15 protein-coding genes and 1 pseudogene are annotated in these 15,482 nt (G+C 73.1%); 12 read left to right on the top strand and 4 right to left on the bottom strand.

What is annotated here, in order from left to right:
* Positions 1-10: 10 nt before the first annotated feature.
* Positions 11-823, bottom strand: coding sequence for an SDR family NAD(P)-dependent oxidoreductase (locus tag OG286_RS03370; protein WP_396324928.1), 813 nt, complete (start codon positions 821-823; stop codon positions 11-13).
* Positions 824-1,179: 356 nt separating this feature from the next.
* Between OG286_RS03370 and OG286_RS03365 the strand changes: the two genes are divergently transcribed.
* Positions 1,180-2,031 carry an SAM-dependent methyltransferase gene (locus tag OG286_RS03365; RefSeq protein ID WP_396324929.1) on the top strand — a complete coding sequence of 284 codons (852 nt, stop codon included), beginning with the start codon at positions 1,180-1,182 and terminating at the stop codon, positions 2,029-2,031.
* A gap of 199 nt (positions 2,032-2,230) precedes the next feature.
* Here the strand turns inward: OG286_RS03365 and argG are convergent, their stop codons facing one another.
* A complete protein-coding gene (argG, locus tag OG286_RS03360; RefSeq protein WP_396324930.1) occupies positions 2,231-3,676 on the bottom strand; it encodes an argininosuccinate synthase in 1,446 nt (481 codons plus the stop codon).
* Between the two features lie 245 nt (positions 3,677-3,921).
* Here argG and OG286_RS03355 point away from each other — a divergent pair, with 245 nt between their 5' ends.
* The 3 genes and pseudogenes from OG286_RS03355 to rocD all read left to right on the top strand — a co-directional run bounded on the left by OG286_RS03355 (position 3,922) and on the right by rocD (position 5,995).
* Positions 3,922-4,437: an Lrp/AsnC family transcriptional regulator gene (locus OG286_RS03355; RefSeq protein WP_396324931.1), complete on the top strand. Its 516-nt coding sequence runs from the start codon at positions 3,922-3,924 to the stop codon at positions 4,435-4,437.
* Between the two features lie 155 nt (positions 4,438-4,592).
* Positions 4,593-4,727: pseudogene (locus tag OG286_RS03350) on the top strand (amidinotransferase); the annotation flags it as partial.
* A complete protein-coding gene (rocD, locus tag OG286_RS03345) occupies positions 4,724-5,995 on the top strand; it encodes an ornithine--oxo-acid transaminase (protein WP_396324932.1) in 1,272 nt (423 codons plus the stop codon). The pseudogene OG286_RS03350 and the gene rocD, both read left to right, overlap by 4 nt.
* Before the next feature lie 98 nt (positions 5,996-6,093).
* Here the strand turns inward: rocD and OG286_RS03340 are convergent, their stop codons facing one another.
* Positions 6,094-6,252, bottom strand: a complete 159-nt coding sequence (locus OG286_RS03340) for a hypothetical protein (protein ID WP_396324933.1) — start codon at positions 6,250-6,252, stop codon at positions 6,094-6,096.
* A 325-nt stretch (positions 6,253-6,577) separates the two neighbouring features.
* On the opposite strand from OG286_RS03340, the gene OG286_RS03335 reads away from it, so the two are divergent.
* Entirely contained in the window at positions 6,578-7,063 is a 486-nt protein-coding gene (locus OG286_RS03335) for a cupredoxin domain-containing protein (RefSeq protein WP_396324934.1), read from the top strand.
* Between the two features lie 70 nt (positions 7,064-7,133).
* Positions 7,134-7,604 (top strand): hypothetical protein, encoded by a 471-nt coding sequence (locus OG286_RS03330; RefSeq protein ID WP_396324935.1) that lies wholly within the window; start codon positions 7,134-7,136, stop codon positions 7,602-7,604.
* Positions 7,605-7,628: 24 nt separating this feature from the next.
* Here the strand turns inward: OG286_RS03330 and OG286_RS03325 are convergent, their stop codons facing one another.
* Complete coding sequence (locus OG286_RS03325) at positions 7,629-8,492, bottom strand: hypothetical protein (RefSeq protein WP_405364712.1); 864 nt, start codon at positions 8,490-8,492, stop codon at positions 7,629-7,631.
* A gap of 167 nt (positions 8,493-8,659) precedes the next feature.
* On the opposite strand from OG286_RS03325, the gene OG286_RS03320 reads away from it, so the two are divergent.
* From OG286_RS03320 to OG286_RS03295, 6 genes are all read left to right on the top strand, one after another.
* Positions 8,660-9,010 (top strand): VOC family protein, encoded by a 351-nt coding sequence (locus OG286_RS03320; protein WP_396324937.1) that lies wholly within the window; start codon positions 8,660-8,662, stop codon positions 9,008-9,010.
* 648 nt (positions 9,011-9,658) lie between these two features.
* Positions 9,659-10,117, top strand: a complete 459-nt coding sequence (locus OG286_RS03315; protein ID WP_396324979.1) for a carboxymuconolactone decarboxylase family protein — start codon at positions 9,659-9,661, stop codon at positions 10,115-10,117.
* A gap of 336 nt (positions 10,118-10,453) precedes the next feature.
* Positions 10,454-10,681, top strand: a complete 228-nt coding sequence (locus OG286_RS03310; protein WP_396324938.1) for a hypothetical protein — start codon at positions 10,454-10,456, stop codon at positions 10,679-10,681.
* A 112-nt stretch (positions 10,682-10,793) separates the two neighbouring features.
* On the top strand, positions 10,794-12,215 hold the full coding sequence (lysA, locus tag OG286_RS03305) for a diaminopimelate decarboxylase (RefSeq protein WP_396324939.1): 1,422 nt from the start codon (positions 10,794-10,796) through the stop codon (positions 12,213-12,215).
* 270 nt (positions 12,216-12,485) lie between these two features.
* Positions 12,486-14,891, top strand: a complete 2,406-nt coding sequence (locus OG286_RS03300; RefSeq protein ID WP_405363218.1) for an ATP-binding cassette domain-containing protein — start codon at positions 12,486-12,488, stop codon at positions 14,889-14,891.
* A gap of 112 nt (positions 14,892-15,003) precedes the next feature.
* Positions 15,004-15,453 carry a helix-turn-helix transcriptional regulator gene (locus tag OG286_RS03295; RefSeq protein WP_396324941.1) on the top strand — a complete coding sequence of 150 codons (450 nt, stop codon included), beginning with the start codon at positions 15,004-15,006 and terminating at the stop codon, positions 15,451-15,453.
* The last annotated feature ends 29 nt before the right edge of the window (positions 15,454-15,482 follow it).

Here is a 15,482-nt window from a genome sequence, read left to right as displayed (position 1 = left end):
CGGCCCCCGGTCAGAGCGGGCGGCGCGGCTCGATCCGGAAGTCGAAGGCCGCGGTGCCCGGGTCGAGGGCGGTGACCCCGCCGTCGACCGTGAGCACCGCGCCGGTCACGTAGCCGGCCGCCGGCGACAGCAGCCAGCTGATGGCCGCGGCCACCTCCCCGGGCTCGCCGGGGCGGCCCGCGGGGGTGAGCCGGGTGGCCTCGCGGTAGGCCTCGTCCACGCCTCCGGCCAGTCCCTCCCGCTCCGCGAAGCGGGCCATCGGGCGGTCCGCCATCTCCGTGCGCACCCAGCTCGGGCAGACGGTGTTGGCCCGGAGCCCGAGGTGGCCGTAGTCGACGGCGAGCGAGCGGCAGAGCTGGAGCAGCGCGGCCTTCGAGGTGGCGTAGGCGGCGTTGGCGGCCCCGTTGCGCAGAGCCGAGACGGAGGCGACCGCCACGACGGCCCCGCGGGACCGCAGCAGGTGCGGCAGCGCGGCGCGCAGGAGGAGGAACGGGCCGGTGACGTTGGTGCGCATCACCAGCTCCCAGTCCTCCAGGGTGACGTCCCCGACCGAGCCGCCCCGGCCGACCCCGGCGTTGAGCACGAGCCCGTCGAGCCGGCCGAAGGTGGAGACGGCAGTCTCGACGAGGGCCTCGACGTCCTCGGGGTCGGTGGTGTCGGAGACGTGGGCGATCGCGCCGGTCTCGCGGGCGACGCGCTCCAGCGGTTCGGGGCGCCGCCCGGAGATCACCACCTGGTGCCCCTCGGTGCGCAGCAGCCGGGCGGTGGCAGCACCGATGCCGGTACCGCCGCCGGTGATGACGACGACGCGCTGGTCGGACATGGGGGTGCCTCCGTGGGGTCGATGGTCTGCGGATCATCGGATCCTATGCTCACGCAGCGTCAGGTCCACTCCCGGGGCTGCAGGGTTCTCCCGCCGCCCCTGCCCGACAGGACCGTCATCAAGGCCCTCGCTCACCACCCGCACACCCCACGGCAGTTGAGCCTGGCGAAGCTCCGGCTCGATGTCCGACCCGGGCCGGAGCCGGTCGAAGTCGGCGCAATCTCCTTCGACTTCGACGAGATCGTCCGCCGGCTCGCCGGGCCGGGGTCGACGCCGACGTCCCGGGGGCCCGGCGGGCCGAAGGAGGCCCTGGTTAGGATGAGATGACTTGACGTCACGGATCGCGGGGAGAACTCATGTGGGACGATGCGGTGCTCGGCGGGCCGGGGCAGGCGGTGACGGGGGAGTGGCGGCCGCCGGCGGAGCTGAACACCGGGATCCCGCACCCGGCGCGGATGTACGACTACTACCTCGGTGGGAAGGACAACTTCCCGGCTGACCGGGAGGCCGCCGAGAAGGTCATCGCGGCCATGCCCGACGCCCGGCTCGGGGCGCGGATCAACCGTGACTTCCTCGGGCGCGCGGTGGAGTTCGCGGTCGGCCAGGGGGTCCGCCAGTTCCTGGACATCGGCACCGGGATCCCGGCGGTGGGCAGTACCGGCGAGGTCGCCCACCGGGTGGCTCCGGACGCCCGGGTCGTCTACGTCGACAACGACCCGATCGTCCTCACCCACTCGCGTGCGCTGCTGGCCCGCCACCCGGCCGGTCACACCACCGTCCTCCACGCCGACCTCCGGGACCCGCAGGCGATCCTCGGCGATCCGGGCCTGAAGGAGGCGCTCGACCTCTCCCGGCCGGTGGCCCTGATGCTGGTGGCGGTGCTGCACTTCGTCCGGGACGAGGAGGGCGCCGCCGATACGGTGGCCCGGCTGCGGGACGCGCTGGCGCCGGGCAGCCTGCTGATCCTCTCCCACGGGACGCAGGACTTCATGTCGGCGGAGGCGGTCGCCGAGACGACGCGGGTCTACAGCCGGGCGAGTTCCCCGCTGGTCCTGCGGACCCGTCCCGAGGTGCAGGAGTTCTTCGGCGACTTCGAACTGGCCGACCCCGGGCTGGTGCAGCTGCCGCTGTGGCGGCCGCAGACGGACCTGCCGCAGGGATGGCAGCAGGCGGCCCCCGCCTACGCGGGAGTCGCCGTCAAGCGCTGACCGCCCGGCGGAGCCGGCCGTTGACGCCGACGGAGGCAGCGCTGACAGGGGCAACGGCTGACAGGAGTCAGCGGCCGACAGCGGCGACGGCCGACGAACGGAACGGTTGACGAACGGACCGGCCGACGGCAGCGACGGCCGGCGGACGCGGCGAAGGGGCCCGGCGGAGAGCCGGGCCCCTTCGTCTGCGGAGGGCCGGTCAGTCCGTGCCGGACTCCATCGCGGCGCGGTCCAGCAGTTCGTCGGCACCGGAGACCTCGCCCCGGGAGGCGATGGCCTCGGCGCCGCCCTGCGGCATGGCGCCGATCAGCCCGGTCGCGGCCGCCTGGGCGGCACCGACGGCGGGGTTGGCGTCGCCGATCAGGCCGAGCCGGGCGTACTGCTCCAGCTTGGCGCGGGAGTCGGCGATGTCGAGGTTGCGCATGGTGAGCTGGCCGATCCGGTCGACCGGGCCGAACGCCGAGTCCTCGGTGCGCTCCATGGAGAGCTTGTCCGGGTGGTAGCTGAAGGCGGGGCCGGTGGTGTCGAGGATCGAGTAGTCCTCGCCGCGCCGCAGCCGCAGCGTCACCTCGCCGGTGACGGCGGCGCCGACCCAGCGCTGGAGCGACTCACGGATCATCAGGGCCTGCGGGTCCAGCCAGCGGCCCTCGTACATCAGCCGGCCGAGGCGCCGGCCCTCGTTGTGGTACTGGGCGAGGGTGTCCTCGTTGTGGATGGCGTTGACCAGGCGCTCGTAGGCGGCGTGGAGCAGGGCCATGCCGGGCGCCTCGTAGATGCCGCGGCTCTTCGCCTCGATGATCCGGTTCTCGATCTGGTCCGACATGCCCAGGCCGTGGCGGCCACCGATGGCGTTGGCCTCCATCACGAGGTCGACCGGGGTGGCGAAGGTCTTGCCGTTGATCGTCACCGGGCGGCCCTGGTCGAAGCCGATCGTCACGTCCTCGGCGGCGATCTCGACGGACGGGTCCCAGAACCGCACGCCCATGATCGGGTCGACGGTCTCGACCCCGGTGTTGAGGTGCTCCAGGGTCTTGGCCTCGTGGGTGGCGCCCCAGATGTTGGCGTCGGTGGAGTACGCCTTCTCCGTGCTGTCGCGGTAGGGCAGGTCGTGGGCGAGGAGCCACTCCGACATTTCCTTGCGGCCGCCGAGCTCGGTCACGAAGTCCGCGTCCAGCCAGGGCTTGTAGATCCGCAGGTGCGGGTTGGCGAGCAGGCCGTACCGGTAGAACCGCTCGATGTCGTTGCCCTTGAAGGTCGAGCCGTCGCCCCAGATCTGGACGTCGTCCTCGAGCATCGCCCGGACGAGGAGGGTGCCGGTGACGGCGCGGCCGAGCGGGGTGGTGTTGAAGTAGGCGCGTCCGCCGGAGCGGATGTGGAACGCACCGCAGGTGAGCGCGGCCAGGCCCTCCTCGACCAGCGCCGCGCGGCAGTCGACCAGGCGCGCGATCTCGGCGCCGTAGGTCTGCGCACGGCCGGGTACCGACGCGATGTCGGGCTCGTCGTACTGGCCGATGTCGGCGGTGTAGGTGCAGGGGACGGCGCCCTTGTCGCGCATCCATGCGACCGCGACCGAGGTGTCGAGGCCGCCGGAGAAGGCGATGCCGACGCGCTCGCCGGCGGGAAGGGAGGTGAGGACCTTGGACATGGGAAGAGTATGCATGATCTCGCATGGTCATGCAAGAGGACGGTATGTCTCCGAAAATGCCGGAGCGGGAGGCCCGGCCGGCCCGGCGCCGTGGCGGCCACGGCAGCCCGACCGCGGGGCAGTCCGGCCGAAACCGCTGCGCGCGCCGCCCGACCGCGGGGCACACCGCCCCGGCTCTCCCGTCCCGTGCGGCGCGCCCGTCCGGCTAGGGTCGGGAGCCGACTGCCGGCCCGGGAGGACCAAGCATGACCAGCGAAGCAGCACCGTTCGACGAGCTGGACCGCCGAATCGTCAACGCCCTGATCGAGAATGCCAGGGCGAGCTTCGCGGAGATCGGTGCGTCGGTCGGCCTGTCGGCCAGCGCGGTCAAACGCCGGGTCGACCGGATGCGCAAGGACGGCGTGATCACCGGGTTCAGCGCCACCGTCCGACCGGCGGCCCTCGGCTGGAGCACCGAGGCGTACGTGGAGGTGTACTGCGACAGTGCCGCGCCGCCCAGGCGCCTCGCGGAGGTCGTGCGCGACTACCCGGAGATCACGGCCGCCATGACGGTGACCGGCGCCGCCGACGCGCTGCTGCACATCCGGGCGACCGACGTCCGGCACTTCGAGGAGGTCCTCGAACGCATCAGGAACGAGCCCTTCGTCCGCAAGACGATCAGCTGCCTGGTCCTCTCCCACCTGCTGCCGGAGAGTCCGGAGGCCGGGGTGGGCCGGGCGGGCGAGCGGGCCGCGCCCGGCCACGCAACGAACACGCGCTGACCGGCGGCCGAACGCAGCATTCGTGCGTACCTGAGCAGCGCAGACGCCTTGTCCCGCGGCTGTGGGCATTCCTACCGTTGAGACACGTCAGATCACCACCTCACCGGAAGCGGAGGAACCCCGCCGTGCCCACGAGCTGCGAGGTCCAGGAGTTCTTCGTCGCCCCGCAGGACCGCGGCCTCGTCGGCCGGCCCGCCGACCGCGGGTACGTCCCCGTCCCCGTCGACCGGCCGGAGTTCCGCAAGGCCGGCGGCGGCATCACGTGCTGCACCCAGGAGATCCGCGCATGACCACCCCCACCACCGCCTCCACCTCCGCCTCTCCCAGCGCGGCCTCTCCCGCCCGGGCCGCGCGCTCCTCGGCCGAGCTCATCCGGGCGGAGGAACCCGTTCTCGCGCACAACTACCACCCGCTGCCCGTCGTCGTCGCCCGCGCCGAGGGCGTCTGGGTCGAGGACGTCGAAGGCCGGCGCTACCTCGACCTGCTGGCCGGCTACTCGGCGCTCAACTTCGGCCACCGCCACCCGGTGCTGGTCGAGGCCGCGCACCGCCAGCTCGACCGGCTCACCCTGACCTCCAGGGCCTTCCACCACGACCGCCTCGCGGGCTTCGCCGAGGCGCTGGCCGGACTGACCGGCCTCGACATGGTCCTTCCGATGAACACCGGCGCCGAGGCGGTGGAGAGCGGCATCAAGGTCGCCCGCAAGTGGGCGTACGACGTCAAGGGCGTGGCCGCGGACCGGGCGACGATCATCGTGGCCGCCGACAACTTCCACGGCCGCACGACGACCATCGTCGGCTTCTCCACCGACGACACCGCCCGCGCCGGATTCGGGCCCTTCGCCCCGGGCTTTCGCGTCGTCCCCTACAACGACCTCGCCGCACTCGAGGCGGCGATCGACGAGACGACGGCCGCCGTCCTGATCGAACCCATCCAGGGCGAGGCCGGTGTGGTCATCCCCGACGACGGCTACCTGACCGGCGTCCGCGCACTGACCCGGCGTGCGGGCTGCCTCCTGATCGCGGACGAGATCCAGTCCGGCCTCGGCCGCACCGGGCGCACCCTGGCCGTCGACCACGAATCCGTCGTACCGGACGTCCTGCTCCTCGGCAAGGCGCTCGGTGGCGGCATCGTCCCCGTCTCCGCGGTGGTCGCCCGCCGCGAGGTCCTCGGCGTGCTGCATCCGGGCGAACACGGCTCCACCTTCGGCGGCAACCCGCTGGCGGCCGCCGTCGGTTCGGCCGTGGTCGGGCTGCTGGCCACCGGCGAGTTCCAGCGCCGCGCGGCCGAGCTGGGCGAGGTCCTGCGCAGCGGCCTGGAGGCCCTGAACGGCAGGGGCGTGACCGGCTACCGGGCCCGCGGGCTGTGGGCCGGGGTGGACATCGACCCGGCGATCGGGACGGGCCGCCAGATCAGCGAACGGCTCCTGGGCGAGGGCGTCCTGGTCAAGGACACCCACGGCGCCACGATCCGGATCGCCCCGCCCCTGACGATCACGCGGGAGGAGCTGGAATCGGCCCTCGCGGCTCTCGGAACGGTCCTCGGCCACCGAGGGTAGAAGCACCGCAGAGCCCTTGGCCGGGGCCCCCGCACCGGCCCCGGCCAGGGCCGCACGGGGCGTGCGCAGGGGCCGGTCCCGTTCGGCGTCCGCCCCCGTCACTTCCAGATACCGGTGATGTCGGATGCCGTCATCGAGCGGCCGGCGTGCGCGGTGCCGAACATGGACTCGATGGCGTGCAGCACGTCGTAGTGGTCGTAGCGGGTGCCGCTCGTGCTCCCAGTGGGACGCGAGGCCGGCGGCCGCGGCGCCGTCACCCCCTCCCCTCCAGCAGAACCCGGTGCTCTGGGCGTGGCGAACGGGGCACCGACCCTCGGCACGCCCGGCGCAGCGGCGCCTGTCGTGACGGCTTCGGCGGACACGCGCCGGGCCGCCGCCGGTCCGCCGTCCGTCCGCCGTCCGGACCTCCACCGGTCACCCGGGGGAGTGGTTCGGCGCCGGTTCCCGAAGGGGCGAACCGTTCACCGGGCGGGCCGTGCCGAAGGTGTGGCGGGAGCCCTGACGTCGTCACCCGTGCGACGGCCCGGCACGCCGCCGGCCCCGCCGGTGCGACGGTCCTTCCCCCCTTCGAACGGAGCCCCCGTGACCACCTCCCGACTGCTCCGGGCCGCCGGTGCCCTGCTCCTCGCAGCCGCGCTCGGCGCCTGCTCCAGCAGCAGCTCAGGAAACGGCGGTGCGAGCTCGGGCGCTGCGAGCACCGCCACCGCGGGTGCGGGCCCGGCGAGCACGAGCACCGCCGGTACGGTCAGCGCGAGCGCAAGCACCGCGAGCGCGTCCGCCACCGGCACGCCGTCGCCGTCGAGCACGACCAGCAGCGGCGCCGTGCAGGTGACGATCAAGAACTTCCTCTTCGAGCCGGCCGACTTCACCGTGCGGCCCGGCGAGACCGTGACCGTCACCAACGAGGACTCCGCCGCCCACACCCTCACGGCCGCCGACAAGTCCTTCGACACCGGCACCATCGCCCCGGGCAAGTCGGCGACCTTCACCGCGCCGACCCAGCCCGGCAGTTCCCCCTACATCTGCACGATCCACCCGTTCATGCACGGCACCCTCACCGTCGGCTGACCCGCCCCCCACCGACCCGTCCCAGAGACCCGCCCCCCGAGCCGTCCCACCGATCCCGGAGGTATCCGCCATGGCCGGCCCCGCCCCAGGCACCGTGCGCCGCGGACGAGCCGTCGACGCCGTCCTGCGCCTGCTCGCGGCGGCCGGTCTGGCCGTGGACGCCGCCGTCCACGCCCGCCTCGCCGGCCAGTACGACGCCGTCACCGCGGACATCAGCCAGGGAACCCTGTTCCGCGCCGAGGCCGCCGCGGCGAGTCTCGCCGTCGTCCTCGTCCTGCTCTGGCGCCACCGGGTCGGCGACGCCTTCGCCTGGCTCACCGCCGCCGCCGGCCTCGCCGCGATCCTCCTCTACCGCTACGTGGACGTCGGAGCGCACGGCCCGCTGCCCAACATGTACGAACCGATCTGGTCCACCGACAAGACCACCGCCGCCTGGGCGCAGGCGGTCGCGGTGGCGGCCCTGACCGTCCTGCTGCTCCGCCCCCGCGGCCGGCGCAGACTCCGGCGCACCGAGGCACCCGGCCCGGACGGATCGGCTTGACCCCGGTCCTCCCGGCTTCGCTCCCTACGACTCGGCGGGGGCGAGATGCCACACGCCGCGTTCCAGGTCGAGCGTAGCGACCTGGTCGGCCCGCTCCGGCAGCTCCTGGCCGAGGCGCCACCGCCGGGACAGGGCCGAGAGCTTGACGGTCACCACGGTCCCGGATGCGGTCCCGACGACTCCGATCCAGTGCGGGCTCTCACCGATCAGCTGCTCCGGCAATGATCCGTGCGGTTCCGGAACCCTCACTGATGAGACCCCATCGGCACCGACCAGAGCGGAGCCGGCCAGCAAGGCCAGAAGCCGGCCGAGGACCGAGGCGGGCACGGCCGGATCCGTGGATTCGATCGCCAGGTAGCAGTCGTCGTGCCCGGAGAACCAGAACCGCGAGCCGTCGAGGCGCGGAAGGACCGGCTCGTCGCCGGTGGCCGTGCCGATGGCCAGAGCGAGCTCATCAAGCTGATCGGGGGTCGCCCCCGCCGGCACGTCGACCAGCAGCAGCTCGTAGGGCCACCAGTCGTTGCTCAGGAACCGGGGCAGGCTGTCCCGGTGCATCACCAGGAACTCCTCGCCGAGCTCGATGGAGCCGGAGGCCCATGCCCCGACCGGGTGGACGGTGCAGTCGACCCCTTGCTCCGCTGCGATCAGGGACGGCCGCCATTGCTGGTGGTCCTCGTGCAGGAAACTGGTCGTCGCCAGGTTCACGACGACGACCGTGTGGTTCGCCGTGCGGGTGAGCACATCGATCAACTCTCCGGCCCGGGCGGCCGCTGCATTGATCATCCACGAGCCGTCGGCCTCGCGGACGCTGAAACTCAACGGGAACGGCAGACGCTCCAGCCCGACACAGTTGGCGTTGAAGGCCCCGTGGCGCTCTACCTCGATCACTGTCGCATCCCCGTGTGAACTCGCCCGCACCGTGAGCTGTGCAGGCCACCATCCCCTCGGGCGCCGGACGGTGGCTCTGCTCGGCCGGTCGACCCGCCAGCGATCGGCAAACACCCGGTACGGCGTCGTACCACCGGTTTGCTCGCGCCAAGACCTACCCTGGCCGCATGATCATCGGTGGGCACGTTATCGTCTACAGCCGCGATGCGGAAGCGGACCGGGCGTTCTTCAGGGACGTGCTGGAGTATCCGCACGTCGACGCGGGAGGCGGCTGGTTGATCTTCAAGCTCCCGCCGAGCGAGATCGCGGTGCATCCGACGGAAGGCCCGGGAAGCCAGGAGCTCTACCTGATGTGCGACGACGTCGACGCAACGAGGAGGACCCTGGTCGCGAGGGGCGTGGAGTTCGTCCAGCCGGTCACCGATGCGCGCTGGGGTCGGCTGACCAGGTTCCGGCTGCCGGGCGGTGCCGAGGTGGGCCTGTACGAGCCCCGCCACGAGCGGGCCACCGATCTGTAGTTCTCCCGGGACTCGCGCAGCACCCGTTCCTCGGCCGGCACGGCTCATGCCCCGCCCCGGCCAGCCGGGCTGGCCCGCGGCGGGGGCGGGCGGGGCGGCCGGTGCCGCCCGCAGGGGAGCCGGGTGCGCCGTGGAGGGGGCCAGCCCCATGGCCAGTGCCGACGCCGCCACGAGTGCCGACGCCACCCGCGGGCGACGCGACGACGCCGCACGGTCCGACGGTGAACGGTGTGGGGCATGGATTCGCTCCTCTGGGTCGGGCGGCCTGGGCGACCTGGGCGGCCTTCGACTGTGTGGGCGAAGATCATGGTGACAACGGATGTGTGGCCGGCTGCCGTTCCGCCTCCGCCGTTCAGTTCGGTCGCTGATGCATCGTCACGAGCCGCTCCGTGAAGCAGGATCGGGCCCGTTCCCGCGTCCGGTCGGGGGAGGACGCCGCCCGCCGTGTGCGATGGGGAGGCCCGGGAGGTCTGCCGGGCGTGGACTTCTCCCGGCTGGCCTGTCACATCTCCGGCCCGGGATCCGTCGAGGGGGTGTAGGCAGAAGAAACCGCTGAAGGGACCCGCTGTGAACACCACCATCACCACCACCGAGCCGTTCCAGCCCGCCGACACGCCCGTGACCTCGGCGCCGGCGTTGGCGTCGCGGATGCCGGACCCGTCGGAGCTGGTCCCGGAGCTGAAGGAGCTGGGCGGCTGGCTGTACCGGGCGACGGGCAACCGCTCGGTGCCGCGCACCACGATCGGCCTGGTCCAGCTGCGCGCGGGGCAGATCGTCGGTTCGACCTACCTGACCGCCCTGCACACCGGTCTGCTGCGCAAGGCCGGCGAGACCGACCAGCGGATCGACGCGGTGGCGACCTGGCGCACGGCCCCGTACTTCACCGACGCCGAGCGCGTCGCCTTCGCTCTGGTCGACGCCGTCCTCACCGCGAACCCTCACGGCGAGCGCGTGCCCGACGACCTCTACGCCGAGGCCGCCCGCCACTACGACCCCAAGGCCCTCGCCACCCTGACCATCGCCATCGGCCAGGTCAACTTCTTCGTCCCCCTCGCCCTGATCGGCAAGCCCGTCCCCGGCGTCGCCCCGTCCGAGCAGTGGACCTGACGCCCCGCCCGGCCGCCTGCCGCCCCGGCCCGGTGCCGGCAGGGCCGTGACCTGTGCGGTAGCGCCGCAGGCGCCCCGGGAACGGTTGCGGGACTGCCGCACCTGGCCGTGCGCGGCCCGCGGGGTCCCGCTCCTGACGGGGTGGGCGGTGCGCACCGGTGCCGGTGGAGGGGAATCACCTGCCGGCACCCGAGGGATGTCAGAAAGGCGTCAAGGACGGCCGCCTGCGCGTAGGCCACGCGTCAAGGCCGGCTGCGTCCGGCCCGCACCGGGGCTCCACTGGAGCAGCGGGCCCGAACCGGTGGTCCGCTCGAACCCCGGAAGGAAGCGTCCACCATGAGCGAGACCCAGACCGCCGTCGCCACTGTCGCGCGGCCGCTGCGCAGTGTCGCGCAGATCGGGCAGACCGCCGTCCTGCCGCGCCGCCCCGGCGCGGCGCCGGTCCCGGCGTTCCGGCCGGAGCCGGGCGAGGACGAGCCTGCGGACGGGCCGTCCGCAGCCGGTGCCCAGCCGCTGCGCGAGCGGGTGGCGCACTGCCGGATCGCCATGCAGTACCTCGATTGACGGCGTCTGTCGTCCGCCGTCCGCGGTCTGCCCGGGCTGTCCGCCGACGCCGTCCGCGCCGTGCGTGGGTCCGCCACCGACACGCCTCGCCCTCCCCGCAGGAGTACCCGCCATGACCAAGCCGTCAGCCACCCCGCTCGCCCTCCTTCCGCTGCCCGGCCGGCCGGCCCCCACCGCTCCGACCGCCACCGTTCCGGCCGCCGTCGCTCCGGGAGACGCCCCCGGTACCGGAGCCGCCACCGGCAGTCCCTGGCCGGCCTCGGCGCGCGCCGGCGCCGGCGGGGAGCTGCTGGTCGGCGGAGTCGGCCTCGCGGAGGCCGCCGACCGCTTCGGTACCCCGCTGTACGTCCTGGACGAGGCCGAGGTGCGGGCCCGCGCCCGTGCCTACCGGCAGGCGCTGCCGCACGCCGAGGTGCTGTACGCCGCCAAGGCGTTCCTGTGCAGCGCGATGGCCGACTGGGTCGCCGAGGAGGGCCTGGGCCTGGACGTCTGCTCGTCCGGCGAACTGCGGCTGGCCGCCTCGGCGGGCTTCCCGGCCCACCGGATCGTGCTGCACGGCAACGCGAAGACGCCGGAGGAGCTGCGGCTCGCCCGTCGGCTGCGGGTCGGCCGGATCGTCATCGACGGCGCGGCGGAGATCGCCCGGCTGGCGGCGCTGGTGGCGGCGGACACGCCGCAGCGTGTGCTGGTCCGGGTGCTGCCGGGGATCGCCGCCGGCCATCACGAGGCGGTGCGCACGGGCGTCGGCGGGCAGAAGTTCGGGTTCGCGATCGAGGGCGGGGACGCGGCCGACGCGGTGGCCCGCGTGCTGGCCCAGCCCGGGCTCGAACTGACCGGCCTCCACTGCCACCTGGGCTCGCAGATCACCGAGGTCGAGCCCTACCTCGCCGCCGTGGACGCCGTGGTGCGGTTCCTGGCCGGACTGCGCGACCGCCACGGTGTCGAGCTGCCGGAGCTGGACCTCGGCGGTGGCCACGGCATCCGCTACCTGCCCGGGGACGGCGAACTCGACCTCGCGGACTTCGCCGGCCGGGTGACCACCCGCCTGGCCGCCCGGTGTGCGGAGACCGGCCTCGCGCTGCCGCGCCTCGTGGTCGAGCCGGGCCGCGCCATCGCGGGGCCGGCCGGGGTCGCCGTCTACCGCGTGCTGTCCGTGAAGCACACCGCCGACGGCCGGGTCTTCGCCGCGGTCGACGGCGGTATGAGTGACAACCCCCGACCCGCGCTCTACGGATCGCCGTACACCGTGCGGCTGGTCGGCCGACGCTCCGACGCCCCGCCGGCCCGGACGGACGTGGTCGGCCGGCACTGCGAGGCCGGCGACGTCCTGGTCCGGGACGCGTGCCTCCCGGCCGACCTGCGGGCCGGCGACCTGCTGGCCGTCCCCGCCGCCGGCGCCTACCAGCTCTCGATGGCCTCCGGCTACAACCTGGTCGGCCGCCCCGCCGTCCTTGCCGTCCGTGACAGCCGGGCCCGCCTGCTGATCCGCCGCGAGACGGTCGACGACTTCCGCTCCCGCGAGGTCGGCCGCTGACCGGGCGGACGCACGGAGCCCGGGGCAGGCGGGCGCCCGGGGCGCGCAGCTGCCCGGCGGGCCGGGCGGCGGGACGGCTCCTCGTGGCCGGACTCCGAGGGGGTCCGCCCTTCCCGGCGGGACAGGAGGCCGGACCGGTCAGGAATCGAGAAGCGCAGGCCCCCGAGCGGCTCGAAGCTGGTTAGATCGAGCCGGGTGATGCCGGCGGAGACCGCGGAGGCGGCGCTGCCCGGCAGTTGAAGGCGGCCCCGCGCAACAGATGGAGACACGATGAGCACGGCCCCGAGGACGAACGCGCAGTCGCCCGAGCTGCACGTTGCGGACAGCCACGACCTGATCCGCGTGCACGGCGCGCGTGTGAACAACCTCAAGGACATCAGCATCGAGATCCCGAAGCGCCGCCTGACGGTGTTCACCGGCGTCTCCGGCTCGGGCAAGAGCTCACTGGTCTTCGGCACGATCGCCGCGGAGTCCCAGCGGCTGATCAACGAGACCTACAGTGCCTTCGTGCAGGGCTTCATGCCCACGCTGGCGCGGCCCGAGGTCGACGTCCTCGAAGGGCTGACGACCGCGATCCTCGTCGACCAGCAGCGGATGGGGGGCGACGCCCGCTCCACGGTCGGCACCGCCACCGACGCCAACGCGATGCTGCGCATCCTCTTCAGCCGGCTCGGACAGCCGCACATCGGCTCGCCCCGGGCGTACTCCTTCAACATCCCCTCGGTCAGCGGGGCGGGTGCGATCACGCTCGAACGCGGCGGGAAGACCGTGAAGGAGCGGCGCAGCTTCAGCATCACCGGCGGCATGTGCCCACGCTGCGAGGGCCGGGGCTCTGTCACCGACATCGACCTCACCCAGCTCTACGACGACAGCAAGTCGCTCAACGAGGGCGCGCTCACGATCCCGGGCTACAGCATGGACGGCTGGTACGGCCGCATCTTCAGCGGCTGCGGCTTCTTCGACCCGGACAAGCCGATCCGCAGGTTCACCAAGAAGGAGCTGGACGACCTCCTCCACCGGGAGCCGACCAAGATCAAGGTCGACGGCATCAACCTGACGTACGAGGGGCTGATCCCGAAGATCCAGAAGTCGATGCTCTCCAAGGACATCGATGCGCTGCAGCCGCACATCCGCGCCTTCGTGGAACGGGCGATGACCTTCACCGCCTGCCCCGAGTGCGGCGGCACCCGGCTCAGCGAGGCGGCCCGCTCGTCGAAGATCGGCGGAACCAGCATCGCCGACGCCTGCGCGATGCAGATCAGCGACCTGGCCGCATGGGTCCGCGCCCTCGGCGACCCGGCGGTGGCGCCGCTGCTCACCACGCTGCAGCAGACCCTCGACTCGTTCGTGGAGATCGGCCTCGGCTATCTCTCGCTCGACCGGCCCTCGGGCACGCTGTCGGGCGGCGAGGCACAGCGCGTCAAGATGATCCGCCACCTCGGCTCCTCGCTCACCGACACCACCTACGTCTTCGACGAGCCCACCACCGGCCTGCACCCCCACGACATCCAGCGGATGAACGGCCTGCTGCTGCGGCTGCGGGACAAGGGCAACACGGTGCTCGTCGTGGAGCACAAGCCGGAGACGATCGCGATCGCCGACCACGTCGTCGACCTCGGCCCCGGTGCCGGTTCGGCGGGCGGCACCGTCTGTTTCGAGGGCACCGTCGAGGAGCTGCGGACCGGCGGCACCATCACCGGCCGCCACTTCGACGACCGGGCCCGCGTCAAGGAGACGGTGCGCAAGCCCACCGGTGCGCTGGAGATCCGCGGCGCGACGGCGAACAACCTGCGCGACGTCGACGTCGACATCCCGCTCGGGGTGCTCACGGTGGTCACCGGCGTCGCCGGCTCCGGCAAGAGCTCGCTCCTGCACGGGTCGCTGTCCCGGAAGCCGGGGGCCGCCGACGAGGGCGTCGTGTCGATCGACCAGGGTGCGATCCGCGGCTCGCGGCGGAGCAACCCGGCGACGTACACCGGCCTGCTCGATCCGATCCGCAAGGCGTTCGCCAAGGCCAACGGCGTCAAGCCGGCGCTGTTCAGCGCCAATTCCGAGGGCGCCTGCCCGACCTGCAACGGCGCCGGCGTCGTCTACACCGACCTGGCGATGATGGCCGGCGTCGCCACCACCTGCGAGGACTGCGAGGGCAAGCGGTTCGAGGCATCGGTGCTGGACTACCACCTCGGAGGCCGCGACATCAGCGAGGTGCTCGCCATGCCGGTGACCGAGGCCGAGGCGTTCTTCGGCGACGGCGAGGCGCGCACACCGGCCGCGCACCGCATCCTCGCCCGGCTCGCCGACGTCGGGCTCGGCTACCTCACCATCGGCCAGCCGCTCACGACGCTGTCCGGCGGCGAGCGGCAGCGGCTCAAGCTGGCCACCCACATGGCCGACAAGGGCGGCGTCTACATCCTCGACGAGCCGACCACCGGCCTCCACCTCGCCGACGTCGAGCAGCTGCTCGGCCTGCTCGACCGGCTCGTCGACTCCGGCAAGTCGGTCATCGTCATCGAGCACCACCAGGCGGTCATGGCCCACGCCGACTGGATCATCGACCTCGGTCCCGGGGCCGGCCACGACGGCGGCCGGATCGTCTTCGAGGGCACCCCCGCCGACCTCGTCGCCGCACGCTCCACCCTCACCGGCGAGCACCTCGCGGCCTACGTCGGCGCCTGACGGAGGACTTTGCCGGCACCGATTGCCTGCCCGACCCGCGGCGGAGCGTGTTCCACGGGTCGGGCAGGCATTCCCCTGCCCGACCGGTGCCCTCTGTGGCACGATCTCGAAGATGACCAGCAAACCCGACGAGACGCAGCGCCTGAGCGATCTGGCACGGCTACGCCGCGTCCGCGACCGCATCGACCGGGAGTACGCGCAGCCGCTCGACGTGGAGGCGCTCGCCCGCGGCGCGCACATGTCGGCCGGGCACCTCAGCCGCGCGTTCCGGCTCGCGTACGGGGAGTCGCCGTACGGTTACCTGATGACGCGCCGCATCGAGCGCGCGATGGCGCTGCTGCGCCGTGGCGACCTCAGCGTCACCGACGTCTGCTTCGCGGTGGGCTACGGGTCGCTGGGCACCTTCAGCACCCGCTTCGCCGAACTGGTCGGCATGTCGCCCAGCACCTACCGCCGCGACGCGGCCGGCGCGACGGAGGGCATGCCGTCGTGTACCGCGAAACAGGTGACCAGACCGATCAGGACCCGCGAAACCCAGGCCTCCGCCGACCAGCCCCGGTAGCGACCGGGGCTGGCCGGCGGCTCCGGTCG

The organism is Kitasatospora sp. NBC_00039 (assembly GCF_045160625.1).
GTDB lineage: Bacteria > Actinomycetota > Actinomycetes > Streptomycetales > Streptomycetaceae > Kitasatospora.
This window is presented reverse-complemented; position numbering and strand designations above follow the sequence as displayed.

Coding starts and splice junctions, on each gene's coding strand:
- OG286_RS03370 (WP_396324928.1), bottom strand. CDS start 823: ATGTCCGACCAGCGCGTCGTCGTCATCACCGGCGGCGGTACCGGCATC.
- OG286_RS03365 (WP_396324929.1), top strand. CDS start 1,180: ATGTGGGACGATGCGGTGCTCGGCGGGCCGGGGCAGGCGGTGACGGGG.
- argG (WP_396324930.1), bottom strand. CDS start 3,676: ATGTCCAAGGTCCTCACCTCCCTTCCCGCCGGCGAGCGCGTCGGCATC.
- OG286_RS03355 (WP_396324931.1), top strand. CDS start 3,922: ATGACCAGCGAAGCAGCACCGTTCGACGAGCTGGACCGCCGAATCGTC.
- rocD (WP_396324932.1), top strand. CDS start 4,724: ATGACCACCCCCACCACCGCCTCCACCTCCGCCTCTCCCAGCGCGGCC.
- OG286_RS03330 (WP_396324935.1), top strand. CDS start 7,134: ATGGCCGGCCCCGCCCCAGGCACCGTGCGCCGCGGACGAGCCGTCGAC.
- OG286_RS03320 (WP_396324937.1), top strand. CDS start 8,660: ATGATCATCGGTGGGCACGTTATCGTCTACAGCCGCGATGCGGAAGCG.
- OG286_RS03315 (WP_396324979.1), top strand. CDS start 9,659: ATGCCGGACCCGTCGGAGCTGGTCCCGGAGCTGAAGGAGCTGGGCGGC.
- OG286_RS03310 (WP_396324938.1), top strand. CDS start 10,454: ATGAGCGAGACCCAGACCGCCGTCGCCACTGTCGCGCGGCCGCTGCGC.
- lysA (WP_396324939.1), top strand. CDS start 10,794: ATGACCAAGCCGTCAGCCACCCCGCTCGCCCTCCTTCCGCTGCCCGGC.
- OG286_RS03300 (WP_405363218.1), top strand. CDS start 12,486: ATGAGCACGGCCCCGAGGACGAACGCGCAGTCGCCCGAGCTGCACGTT.
- OG286_RS03295 (WP_396324941.1), top strand. CDS start 15,004: ATGACCAGCAAACCCGACGAGACGCAGCGCCTGAGCGATCTGGCACGG.